Genomic DNA, 12,359 nt, shown 5'->3' on the forward strand with positions numbered 1-12,359 from the left:
GTTACAATGATTTTAGATCACTGACTGACCGTTGCGTACGAAGCAAGGCTTCACTACTTTAACGTCTACCAGCTTTTTGCGCATTTCAACTTGTGCCGTTTCCCCAGTTGAACGAGGTACACGTGCCAATGCTACGCTGAAACCTAAAGTCGGAGAGAATGTACCAGAAGTGATAACACCTTCGCCACCTTCTACGATAACTTTAGAGCCACCGCGTAAAACGCCTTTGCTCTCAAGCACCAAGCCAACTAGCTTATCAGTGCTCTTGTCAGCACGTTGTTGCTCAACCACTTTACGACCGATGAAATCACGATCTTCTGGTTCCCAAGCAATGGTCCAAGCCATGTTAGCAGCCAGTGGAGATACAGTTTCATCCATATCAGAGCCGTACAAGTTCATGCCTGCTTCTAAACGTAGCGTATCACGTGCACCTAAGCCAGCCGGACGCACACCCGCGTCTAGCAGTTGCTGCCAAAGCTCAGCAGCATCGTCGTTATGCACAACAATCTCGTAGCCAGCTTCGCCAGTGTAACCTGTTGTTGCAATAAATAGTTTTCCAGCTTGTGCACCAAAGAATGGCTTCATACCTTCAACCGCAGCACGCTGCTCGTCGTTTAAGATAGTTGCTGTTTTTTCTTTTGCATTTGGACCTTGAACGGCAATCATCGCGTACTCAGGACGCTCAGTCACTGTCACGTCAAAATCAGCCGCGACTGCGCCGATGTGCGCCAGATCTTTTTCACGCGTTGCTGAGTTAACAACTAAACGATAATCTGTTTCTGTGAAGAAGTAGATGATAAGGTCGTCAATTACGCCGCCTTGCTCATTCAACATGCCTGTGTAAAGCGCTTTACCTGCAACCGTTAGCTTAGCAACATCGTTTGCCACTAGCTTGCGTAAAAACGCCTGTGCGTCAGCACCTTTTACATCAACAATGGTCATGTGAGATACGTCGAACATACCAGCATCTTGACGCACTGCGTGGTGCTCTTCGATTTGTGAGCCATAGTTGATTGGCATTTCCCAACCGTGGAAATCAACCATTTTAGCGCCAGCTTCTAGGTGCTTAGCATGTAGTACTGTTTTAGAAGTCATACTTGTCCTTCACTTTTTTGGTTTATGTAAGCAATTTAAGTTGCTCACATATAATCGAGCACATAGTCTCGATGGGGTTAATCATGAGCTGATAATCAGCTCAAATGCACGGAATTAGTTAATGCAAAAACCTGCATCGCTTAACTTCTTTTGCCACAGTGATAGTGGCTCTGGCTGCGCGATGAGTTGATGCTGCTGCACACCGTCTTGCAATAGCGTGGTGATGAACACATCGCCACTTTGCTTGCCATAGCAAGCCTGCAAGTCAGAAATACCTAAGCCCGGTGTGAGCGAAAAATGGGTTAACAATGACTCAAATGCTGCCGCACCACTGAGTTGTGCAATGGCCAAATCATCACGGCGCATCAATTCGATGTCATAGTCCTGCTCATGTTGGTCAACCAGCGCTTGCAATGTATGTGCTGCGTCTTGGTCCAAAATGAAGCGATAAGCGGTTTCACTAAAGTAATAAACTGCATAACGATGGCCATTTGCAAACGACCCTTGAATGCCTAAACCCGGTGCAATTAACTTGTTTAAGTTAATGCCAAGCTCTTGATTAAGAAAAGGAGTTGTTTCAAAGCCACTAAAATCCAATACCACCTGACCGGCCAATGCACTGTAGGCATTTTCAGCAGGTACCGTCCCTTGACGATGCTTGGCAAAAATTATTGGAGAAAACGTCATACAACCACCTTAGTGAAATGAAGATAGGCAAAAGTATAGGGGGGGTGAATGGCAACAACAAATTGTAATTATTTATCAATTGATAAATAATATTAATGTATTCGACTTTTATAAATAGCTTTTTTAAATATGAAGAACTTATCAATTGATGGCCTACGGACACTCGTCACGGTTGTAGAGGTCGGAGGTTTTGCAAAAGCAGGCGAACTACTGGGCTTATCGCAACCCGCGGTGAGTTTACAGATCCGCCGCTTAGAAGATTTACTTGGCTGTAAGCTGTTTAAAAAGCAGGGTCAACGCCAAGTGCTTAATCAATATGGCGAGCTACTGCTGCCCCAAGCCAAACAAATGCTGCAATACAATGACGCTATTTTACAGCAGTTTACATCTGAAAGTGTCACAGGACGCGTGCGTCTTGGGATCCCCAGTGAGTTTGCCGCGCGCATTCTGCCCGCCATTATTGGTGACTTTGTCTCTCTTTACCCTGATGTAGCGTTAGAGGTAAAGTCCAGGCTAAGTAAGCATTTACTTTCAGTATCAAGGCAAGATCAATTTGACTTGGTATTGGCACTCAATGAAGAACTTGAGTCTGTCAGTCATCCAATCTTTATGCGTGACCAACTGGTCTGGGTCGGCGACTTAAGCCTCGCAAAAAAAGAAGTCATCACGTTAGTGGCTGCACCGGAGGGCTGTATTTACCGTCGCCGTGCCATCGAAGCGCTACAGCAAAGCGGGCGTTCTTTTCGCATCGTCTACAGCAATGCCGATTTAACCGGTTTAACCGCTGCGCTTAAAGAAGGCTTAGGGATCACGGTACTGGCCAAAAACACCGTGCCCGCAGAGCTGACCTATCAGCAGCATACGCCAGAGCTGCCGAAACTTGGGGAGATTGGGATCAGTTTAATCAAGAATACTCAAGAGTCTGCCCATGCGGTGAACAAACTCGCTGAGTTTATCGCGCTGCGTTTGGCGTAGCGCTATTGCCCGACTGCTTGCTTTACAAACAAGCTTTTAATTGGGCCTAGATTATCTACTAAGCTCAATCCTAAGCCGCGGATCAGCTTTTTAGCCGGATGGGCACCTTCAAATAAATCTTTTAGGCCCTGCATCATCGCGATGTGTTTTTGCGCATCAAGCTTGCGCGCTCGCTCATATTCTCGCAGCACTTTATGCGCGGCGAATTCTTGGCTTTGCTCACCCAGAGCTGTGATCAGATGCGCCGCATCCTTTAGGCCTAAATTCATGCCAAGCCCTGCCAGTGGGTGAATGGTGTGCGCAGCGTCGCCCATTAACACCACGCGACCTTTGAGCCACTGCTGGGCATAACGCATGGTCAATGGAAATACCGCTCGCTCACTTTGCACTTCACACAAGCCACATTGCATATCAATGGCCGCAGATAAGGACTTATTGAACTCACTAGGACTTTGCGCCATTAACTGCTCAGCATGCTCAGGAGACGTAGACCATACGATAGAATGCATATTTTCTTCAGCCAGTGGTAAAAACGCCAATGGGCCAGTAGGTAAAAAGACCTGACGGGCGGTGTGCAGATGTGTGCAATCTGTTTTTACTGTCGCCACAATGGCATGGTGATCGTAATCCCAAAAGCTCAGCGGCATATCAAATAATTTGCGTACACCTGAATTCGCGCCATCTGCTGCCACCAGCAGTTTACTCATCACGGGCATGCCTGAGTCCAACGTGATCAACACATCCGTTTCGGTTTGATGAATGGCTTGATAACGGCTTTCAAATGCCAAAGTGACATTGTCGAAGGCCTGCAATTTATTGTAGAGCGCGTAGCGGATCCCATCGTTTTCAATGATGTGACCCAGTTGTGGTAGCTGCAAAGACTGCGCGTCAAAGGCGATTTTACCAAAGCTATCTGCATCTCTGACATCCATCGCGGTATAAGGCGTGGCGCGACTGGCAAAAATATCCTGCCATACATCTAGCGATTCAAATAGCTGCTGACTGGCCAAACTAATTGCACTGACACGCATACTGTAGTCCTCAGCCAAAGGCTTAGGCGCATTACCTGCATCCAAAACCATGACCGACACATCTTGCTGTGCTAGCCCAAGTGCCAATGTTAAACCGACACAGCCACCGCCAACAATACATACTTGCACTTGCTGCATGAGAGCTCCTTTTATTGCACTCGACCCATTAGCTGTCTGGCTAACGGTGCTTTTAAATTAGGGAAGAGACTAATCATCATCAGGCCACAGCTGCGTCCAAACGCTACACTGCGGGACTCATTAGAAAAGAGTCGTACCAGACCATCGGTGAGTGTCATCACCCGACCAATATCGCTATCTCTGGCAATCTTATACGCCTGCGTAAATGCATGTTCGCCCCATGTTGCGATGTCCGAGGCTTGCAGTTGCGATACTAAACATTGAATGTCGCGCATGCCCAAGTTAAAGCCTTGCCCAGCAATGGGGTGGATGGCGTGCGCGGCATTACCAATGACCACCACGCGGTGGTGCACAACACTGGAGATCCGCCCATGCACCAAAGGATAGCGACTGCGCTTACCTACGGCTTCAAACACGCCACCTCGGTAACCAAATTCTTGCTGTAATCGCGCTAAAAAGGCGCAGTCATCAAGCCCGAGTACCTCTTCCAAGGCATCTTTGTTCATGCACCATGCGACAGAAAATCGGTCGTCACTCATTGGCAACAGTGCGATGGGCCCTTGCGATGTAAAACGCTCAAACGCTTTCCCCTGATGACCCGGTGACACTTTCACATTGGCAATTAACGCTCCTTGCTCATAAGGGAAACTATCAAATTCTAAATTTAATAGCCCGCGCGTAGGCGAATGCGCGCCGTCCGCTATCACCAAAAGCTTTGCTTGCAAAACAGGTGATTGCTCCGCATCGAGTTCAACTTCAACATACTCGGTGTGCTGCGTTACAGTTTTTACCTTTGCAGGGCAAAATAAGGTGATATCTTGGTTTTGTAATTGCTGATGTAAAAACTGACCATATGGATTTACCTCAACCACATAGCCAAGCGCATCAACTTGATATTCCTCAGGTGTGATGGAGGCTTTTCCAAAGTGCCCTCTATCAGACACGTTGACCTGCGAGATCCGCTCAGCGAATGACCATGTTTTATTGAATAGATTCAGTTTGCTCAGGTAATCAACAGATTGCTCAGCCAAAGCGATACTGCGATCGTCAAAGCTTGGGTGGCTATTAGCTTTCGGAGCGAACGCTTCTACCACCGCAATTCGGCAATCGGGAATTTGTTTTTTAATACTGACGGCGGCAGTGGCACCCGCCATGCCGCCGCCGACGATAAGGACGTCGAATTGTTGCAAGCCTGATACTCCCAAATCTTGCAGTTAGGCTTTTTGCATCAGTGCTTCAATCTCAGCGATAGATTTTGGCACATCAACAGTTAAGTTTTCATGGCCATCTTGAGTGATCAATAAATCATCCTCAATGCGCACACCAATGCCTTTGTATTTTTCTGGTACTTCAGCATCTTCGTCAAAATATAAACCCGGCTCTATGGTCAACACCATGCCCGCTTCAAACGGTCTGTCTGCCTCGTCCAGTTTATATTCACCGACATCATGTACGTCTAAACCAAGCCAGTGGCCCACTCCGTGCATATAAAACGCCTTGCACGCTTGTGTTTCTATCAGCTCTTCTAAGGTGCCAGAGAGAATGCCAAGCTCAATTAAGCCTTCTGTTAACACACGCACAACTTGCTTATTGGCTTTAACCAGCGTACCGCCAGGCTTCACTTCTTCAAATGCAGCCAACTGAGATTTTAATACCAGATTATAAATCTCTGTCTGTGCTTCACTAAACTGTCCGCTGACAGGGAAAGTACGTGTAATATCCGCAGCATACCCTTCCAATTCACAGCCTGAGTCGATCAAGATCAAATCGCCCTGCGTTAATACGTCGCTGTTTTCGGTGTAGTGTAATATGTTGGCGTTATTGCCAGAACCAACAATGGTGCCATACGCTGGATATCTCGCCCCATTCATCGCATAGTGGTGATGAATTTCAGCTTCTAATTGATACTCAGTGGCATCTGCCTTGGCAAACTGCATGGCACGAATATGCGCTTGAGCACTGATCTGCGCCGCTTTGCGCATCACGGCGATTTCGTCTGCAGATTTAAACAGACGCATTTCATGTATAAGCGAACGAATATCTTTGATGGTTTCAGGGGCTCTATAGCCTTTTTTTGGTGCACCGCGCAGCGTACTCAGTATACGCCACACTTTATCATCAAAGTCTGGATAAGTGCCTTGACCAAAGTACAGCGTCGCGGTGCCATTCACTAAACTTAACAACTCATCGTCAAGCTCTGTCAATGCATGGGTTTCATCCATCGCAAACAAGGTTTTCGCTTGTTCAAAACCAACGCGTCTACCGTGCCAGATTTCTGCCAGTTTATCTTTATTACGGCAAAACAAAGTGCTCAGCCCCTTACCCGCTTTGTCTTTGCTCAGCACCAGCACTGCATCCGGCTCTTTAAAGCCGGTTAAGTAAAAGAAGTCACTATCTTGTCGAAATGGAAACTCGGTATCACGACTACGGGTAATTTCAGCAGCCGCAGGAATAATAGCAACCGAGTTATTATCTAGGTTGTTTAGCAGTCGTGCACGACGTGCTACAAACTCTTCATTTTTTATCATAATTAATGCACTGTTTTTGATGTCGCGCCATTTCCTTGCTCTCGGCCCATCTCCGCAAAGCACAATAGCGCAGAAACTCGAATATACTCGACCACTTCATGGAATGCTTGTTGGTCTTCCTCTGTATCATCGAAATGCGTATCAAGGCGAGTGATCTCACTGAAGTCGCTGATCACTTCTTTTACATCAGCTGACAGTTTGCCGTAGTCTTTTTGCTTTAAGCCAAACCCAAGTAAAAACCCTGACACCCAAGACACTAACGCATTGGCTTGGTCGATAAGTGCTTCATCATCATTTGGTAAGTACACTTCAAAGGTATGTTCAGGATCATTAAAGCGCTCTACCACAAGCTTGTATAACTCAGCTAAAAAGTCTTTAAGTTCAACGCCAAATGCTTGGCCATCGTTGAATACATCGCTGAGTAAACCTAGGTATTCTTTGTCATCAATACTCAATCCACAGGCTAAAATACCGCTGATGGTGCCATGCACTTCTGCAGGTGCGACAAAGATGCCGTGTTTTTCGAGTAATAACTGGGCTTGTTGGTAATCTTTTAATTCGATCATAAGGCTTAATTCTCATTCACTTGATAAGGTTAATGCTACCACTCGAAGTATAGCAACTACAATGCATTGTCTTATTCTGCTGGAAAAAACCCGTCTTTACCGGAGCTAAAATACCGTATTGATTTACTCAGTTTATAAAGTGGATATCTGCTGTGTATGGAAAAAAAGCAAAAGCTGCACAGACAATACTCAGCAGGTTAATTAGCCAGCAAATACGTAAGATTTTTTCATTTTAAGGTTTAAGCATTCGATGTTGTCTTATATACTGAAGGTGTTCCCTAGCTCGCTGGACCGTGGATTATGTCCCTGAGCCGATAAACTTTTTTTAGGAATGCAGTTTATCCACTTTTGCGCAAGCTTGGCATGTACCGAGAAGCCTACGGTGGGTTGTTGCCTTCCGCCTTGAACCTTAGGGTTCAAGGACTTATATCCGCATCCACGCAGCCGGGGACACCTTTCATACCTATAGAATCGCCCGCTTATTTCTTTGCGTTACCGCAGTTAGAAAAATAAAAAACCCACAGAACATAGTCCCATGGGCTTACCAGTCGTATTTAGCTATCGCTTATATTGTCGATTTTCGCTTCACAGGCTGCGCATACATAGACAAGACAAACTCTTTTAGTTCATTTGGCAGCGTTTCAATACTTTGATTAAAGCGTGCTGTTTCTTCACTGCTGCTGTTTGTTTTATCACCCGCTGCTAAATAATTGCTTGAATGCAGATAGTAATTATCAATAATTTGCTTATCGATGATCTGCGCCAGCTCTTCAGGGGTGTCAAAGTCATCCTCAATCGGCGTACCAAATGCAACGTGCACGTTTCCTTTGTCTGCACTAAAGCCATCAATGATGCTCTTGATGTCTTCGCCTTCTTCTTTTTGATATTCACCAAATTGCTGTTTATGGTAAAGCTCTTTGGCTTTTGCTAACGCACATGGCTCATATTGATAAGAGATAGAAACCGGTACCACTTTGAGTTTGCGCACATAATCAGCAAATGGTTCTTTCAAACGTCGCCCTTGTAACTGCAACATTTTCAATAAGGCAGGATCGGTATAATCAATGCCATCTTTGGCACGGCCTTCTTTTTGCGCAATCCAAATAGAATTACCTGACTGCAGTGAATCATAGATATAACCAGACAACTGAGATAGCGCTTTGAGCATTTCTTTTGGCGCTTTTGCTGAGCGTTTAACGATGAAGCTCTTATTTAAACGCATCAGCTCAGTGATATAGGGTACTTGCAACAAGTTATCGCCAATCGCGATACGCACTGTTGGCAAGTTATTCTGGTGAAGTCCCCAGTTTACTAATGCAGGGTCGAGTACAATATCTCGGTGATTTGAGATAAATAAATACGCAGCGTCTTTATCTAAACGGTCGAGTCCCGAATAGGTGACTTTTGACGTGGTACGCTCAACCAACATAGACAAGTACTGCGCCACTTCATTTTGTACCGCTTCAACGTTATTCACCGTCTTCCATTTAGACTTTAATTTTGCCTTTACCAAAGGTCTGCTAATCGCAGAAAAGGCTGCAAGCCACTTTGGTAAGTTATGCTCGGCAATCACATCTAAAAATTGCTCATCGGCCAATAACCTCGCTAGGGCTGCGGGCACTTCATCATCATTATATGGTCTGATATCTGCGTATTTATCCACTAAATTACTCTTACTGATCTGGGCGTATGACAAAAAAACGGCTCATTCTATCTCGCTCTTTATTCGGATGCTAAGAATATCAAGTCTGACCACACTAGGCGGCCCGGCGTTTCATAACATCCATTGCAAACAAACGTAACATAAGCATCACCAACACAAGCGCCATGAGTTGGCTCATCCAGCTTGGGAGCAGTTGATGTTCATGTCCTGCCATGGCAGACACTTCAAAGCCAAAGTGAGAGACTAAATAATCCGTTAAAAATCCAAACACAATCGCGACGCCAATGACGGCCGTAATATAGGCAACAACAGCGCGGCGCCCAAGCTCTTTTGCGACGACACCTATGGTAGCGACATTGGTTGCCGGACCTGCCAGCATAAACACCAAAACAGCGCCAGGAGACACGCCAGCTAATAACAGGCCTGCGGCGATGGGCGTCGATGCCGTAGCACAAATGTACATAGGAATACTGATCAAAATAACCACGACCATGGCTAAAATGCCATCTCCCCACTGTGCTAAAAATGCAGTTGGCACAAATGTTTGGACTAATGCAGCGAAGAATATACCAATTAAAAGCCAAACCATAGTATCAGATAACAGCTTGTTACAACTAAATTTTACTGCTTGCCAAAGCTTACTCAGCAAACTGTCTTCACTCTGAGTCTTGGAAGAACAGCAAGTGCTTACTTCTGTCTCGAATTTTTTATTCTCAGATGCACAGCAACTTGCTTGTTCACGTTCAAGCTTTGGCGCAATGACTGGCTCTTTAGCACAGCAAGAAGCCTTATTATCATCCTCATCCAAATTCTTAGACTGAGTCGCACATGAACAAGCGGATACTTGAGGCTCTTGAGCACAGCATGAAGTTTTATTTACATCCTCATCTAAACTCTTAGGTTGTGTTGCGCATGAAGAAGTGGCTGCTTGAGGCTCTTGAGCACAGCAACTAGATTGATTGGCAGAAGGGTTTTCTGATGTCTCTTTACCTGCCTCATCTTGAGCATCTCTACCGACTAGCAAGCCAGCAGTAATGGCACTGGTTACCGCAGCAATGGGCCTGATAATTGCCATAAATGGCCCAAGTAACGCATAAGACACTGAAATCGAGTCCACACCCGTTTCTGGTGTTGATACCAAAAATGCGGTAGTTGCACTTTTAGAGCCCCCCGCACGCCTTAGTCCAATGGCAGCCGGAATGACACCACAAGAACACAGCGGCATCGGCGCGCCAATAAGCGCCGCTTTAATTGTGGTCCAAAGCCCTTCTTTACCTAAATGACGCTGTAAAAAGTCTTTCGGAATAAACACATTTAACAGCCCAGCCAACAATAACCCAAGCATGAGCCAAGGTGCAGAAATCACAAATAACTGCCAAAAATTACTGATGAATGTCATCTAAATCCTCCAATGCGGTCAAAATTGAGCACGTATTTGCAGGTTCATCGCCACCACAACATTGGCTTGCCAATAATGTTAATGAGCGCTCAAACATACTCAATTGCGCAATCTTTTCTCTTACCCAATCGCGCTTTTGTAATGTAAGTGTTTTTACCTCTTCGCAGCTGTGCATTTGCTTTTCAATTTTAATACTCAGTAATTCATGAATATCCTTAAGATTGAACCCAACTTCCTTGGCGCGCACTATAAAGCGCATTCTATCGACAGCTTGCTTATCATATAGACGATAACCAGCTGCACTTCTTTCACTGGCAGTCAATAATCCTTGCTGCTCATAATATCTTAACGTGTCAGTCGACACACCTAAGAGCTTAGCTAATTGTCCTATTCGAAACATCGTCATTGCTTTCCAACTAAGTATTAAAAACAACCAACAAACCGGTTTTATCCCAGCTGTATTCATCACCATATTTAATAAATTTTAAGCGCTAAAAGTGATACACTGGTGTTTGCAATTTGCTGAACATACACAAATGAACTCTGCAAATGGTGCTGTAAAGTAGAGATATTTAATCCGCCTTATTCAAAAAGGGCCTAAAATCCAACATCACCGTTTCGTCAAATTCATCACTAATACAGAGTATAAACCTTGGAGTTTACTCCAAAGTCAATAACGAGATAAAAATATGAACATTGTTGTTTTGGATGCTGCTACTTTGGCAGGTGTCGACCTTTCTCCACTGCACGCTTTTGGTACAGTGACCACCTATGAATATACCCAACCAAGTGAAGTCGACAGCCGTATCCAGCAGGCAAACATCATTATCTCAAACAAAGTACAATTAAATGCCACCCATTTTGCCATTGCCCCTGATTTGAAATTGATTTGCGTTGCTGCGACGGGCACCAATAACATTGATTTGGTCGCCGCAAAAGACGCCGGTATTGCGGTTACCAATGTAGCTGGGTACTCGACGCCATCGGTGGTTCAGCATACCTTTACCTTGCTTGGTAATTTAATGAGTAATATTCATAGATATGCTGCGGATACCAAGCAAGGCGCTTGGCAAAACAGCAAGATGTTTTGTCGCTTAGATTACAGCATCAATGACATTGCAGGTAAAAACTTCGTGATCGTTGGCTATGGTAACCTAGGCCAAGCAACCGCTAAAGTCGCAGAGGCATTTGGCGCAAAAGTCATTATTGCAGAACGCCCAAACAGCAAGGCGACACGCAGCGGCAGAGTAACATTTGAAGAAGCCATGCAAATAGCCGATATCGTTTCGATACATTGCCCGCTTACACCCCAGACAGAAAACTTATTCAATGCACAGACGCTCGCCCTTTTGCCTCAACATGCCATTTTGATTAATACAGCCCGTGGCGGTATCGTCAATGAGCAAGCCCTCGCGGACGCGCTTGCAGCAAACCAAATTGCTGCCGCTGGCGTCGATGTTTTATCCATTGAACCAGCAACCACAGATAACCCGCTGATCACATACCAAGGCGATAACCTCATGCTCACCCCGCACACTGCTTGGGCCAGTTATGAGTCTATTACGCGCCTAATACAAGGTATTGCAGACAACATCACCAGTTTCTTAGACGGTGGCCAGCACAACCGCGTCGTGTAACCTCACACCGTTCATGCAAATAAAGCCACTTCGTATTCAAGTGGCTTTATTCACTACATATTGTTCATTATTGTTATTTATTAGTGAAAAACAACACCACTCGAAACATCAAAAACCCACAAGTTATTGTTTTTATTAAATAAAAAATTCTGGCAAAGCAATTGCAATCTCTAAGCTAAGTAAAAAATAAAGATCTTGATGATGGATCACACATCAGGTCATGAGGATAACAAAATGAAAAAACTACTTGTCGCTACTGCGCTTTTGAGCACAACCTTATTATCTGGCTGTATTGTTGCCGTCTCTGACGGTGAAGTAAGTCACCACAGCGCCTGGAATAGCACTCACAAAGAAAACAGAGCAAAGATCAGTAAACTTGAATTAGGCTCAAGTTACCAAGCAGTCACCAGTAAGTTTGGTACACCTGACTTTAATGAAGCAGTGTCTAAAGATGGTCACACTTATCAAGTGCTATATTTCGCCACCAACAGAAAGCACTCTGATGGTCAAATTACCAAAGATGAGTGCACGCCACTGGTGTTTAAGGATGATCAGCTTATCGGTTTCGGTCAGGCCGCGGTAGACAATTACTTGTAAACAGATTTGACATACTTCCCTACTTAAAGCCGCATTGTGCGGC

General features: G+C 45.1%; 12 protein-coding genes and 1 other RNA gene. 4 read left to right on the top strand and 9 right to left on the bottom strand.

Translation table 11 applies throughout. The features are described 5' to 3' along the window. Positions 1-12 precede the first annotated feature (12 nt). Together gcvT and N477_RS21250 are read right to left on the bottom strand one after the other, a co-directional pair. On the bottom strand, positions 13-1,095 hold the full coding sequence (gcvT, locus tag N477_RS21245; protein WP_046355902.1) for a glycine cleavage system aminomethyltransferase GcvT: 1,083 nt from the start codon (positions 1,093-1,095) through the stop codon (positions 13-15). Between the two features lie 114 nt (positions 1,096-1,209). Continuing rightward, positions 1,210-1,782: a hypothetical protein gene (locus N477_RS21250; RefSeq protein WP_063362522.1), complete on the bottom strand. Its 573-nt coding sequence runs from the start codon at positions 1,780-1,782 to the stop codon at positions 1,210-1,212. 129 nt (positions 1,783-1,911) lie between these two features. Here N477_RS21250 and N477_RS21255 point away from each other — a divergent pair, with 129 nt between their 5' ends. Further along, complete coding sequence (locus tag N477_RS21255; RefSeq protein ID WP_063362521.1) at positions 1,912-2,757, top strand: LysR family transcriptional regulator; 846 nt, start codon at positions 1,912-1,914, stop codon at positions 2,755-2,757. Positions 2,758-2,759: 2 nt separating this feature from the next. Here the strand turns inward: N477_RS21255 and N477_RS21260 are convergent, their stop codons facing one another. Genes N477_RS21260 through N477_RS21275 form a run of 4 tightly spaced genes read right to left on the bottom strand, consistent with a single transcriptional unit; the run spans position 2,760 to position 7,020 of the window. Further along, the gene (locus tag N477_RS21260) at positions 2,760-3,926 is read right to left on the bottom strand and encodes an FAD-dependent monooxygenase (RefSeq protein ID WP_063362520.1); all 1,167 of its coding nucleotides are present in this window, start codon (positions 3,924-3,926) and stop codon (positions 2,760-2,762) included. A gap of 11 nt (positions 3,927-3,937) precedes the next feature. Beyond that, on the bottom strand, positions 3,938-5,116 hold the full coding sequence (ubiH, locus tag N477_RS21265) for a 2-octaprenyl-6-methoxyphenyl hydroxylase (RefSeq protein ID WP_063362519.1): 1,179 nt from the start codon (positions 5,114-5,116) through the stop codon (positions 3,938-3,940). A gap of 24 nt (positions 5,117-5,140) precedes the next feature. Further along, a complete protein-coding gene (gene pepP / locus N477_RS21270; protein ID WP_063362518.1) occupies positions 5,141-6,454 on the bottom strand; it encodes a Xaa-Pro aminopeptidase in 1,314 nt (437 codons plus the stop codon). Positions 6,455-6,456: 2 nt separating this feature from the next. Next, positions 6,457-7,020, bottom strand: coding sequence for a UPF0149 family protein (locus tag N477_RS21275; protein WP_046355896.1), 564 nt, complete (start codon positions 7,018-7,020; stop codon positions 6,457-6,459). Between the two features lie 272 nt (positions 7,021-7,292). Between N477_RS21275 and ssrS the strand changes: the two genes are divergently transcribed. Continuing rightward, a non-coding RNA gene (ssrS, locus tag N477_RS21280) (6S RNA) lies at positions 7,293-7,475 on the top strand. Positions 7,476-7,585: 110 nt separating this feature from the next. On the opposite strand, the gene N477_RS21285 is transcribed toward ssrS, so the two are convergent. The 3 genes from N477_RS21285 to zntR form a co-directional block, all read right to left on the bottom strand. Beyond that, complete coding sequence (locus N477_RS21285; protein ID WP_063362517.1) at positions 7,586-8,683, bottom strand: 1-acyl-sn-glycerol-3-phosphate acyltransferase; 1,098 nt, start codon at positions 8,681-8,683, stop codon at positions 7,586-7,588. Between the two features lie 94 nt (positions 8,684-8,777). Then, positions 8,778-10,082 (bottom strand): SO_0444 family Cu/Zn efflux transporter, encoded by a 1,305-nt coding sequence (locus N477_RS21290; RefSeq protein ID WP_063362516.1) that lies wholly within the window; start codon positions 10,080-10,082, stop codon positions 8,778-8,780. Further along, positions 10,066-10,482, bottom strand: a complete 417-nt coding sequence (gene zntR / locus N477_RS21295; RefSeq protein ID WP_063362582.1) for a Zn(2+)-responsive transcriptional regulator — start codon at positions 10,480-10,482, stop codon at positions 10,066-10,068. The genes N477_RS21290 and zntR overlap by 17 nt, the downstream gene beginning before the upstream one ends. Before the next feature lie 289 nt (positions 10,483-10,771). Between zntR and N477_RS21300 the strand changes: the two genes are divergently transcribed. After that, positions 10,772-11,719: a D-2-hydroxyacid dehydrogenase gene (locus tag N477_RS21300; protein WP_063362515.1), complete on the top strand. Its 948-nt coding sequence runs from the start codon at positions 10,772-10,774 to the stop codon at positions 11,717-11,719. Positions 11,720-11,953: 234 nt separating this feature from the next. Next, a complete protein-coding gene (locus tag N477_RS21305; RefSeq protein WP_063362581.1) occupies positions 11,954-12,316 on the top strand; it encodes a DUF3192 domain-containing protein in 363 nt (120 codons plus the stop codon). Positions 12,317-12,359 lie beyond the last annotated feature (43 nt).

Source organism: Pseudoalteromonas luteoviolacea H33-S, assembly GCF_001625695.1.
GTDB classification, from domain to species: domain Bacteria; phylum Pseudomonadota; class Gammaproteobacteria; order Enterobacterales; family Alteromonadaceae; genus Pseudoalteromonas; species Pseudoalteromonas luteoviolacea_B.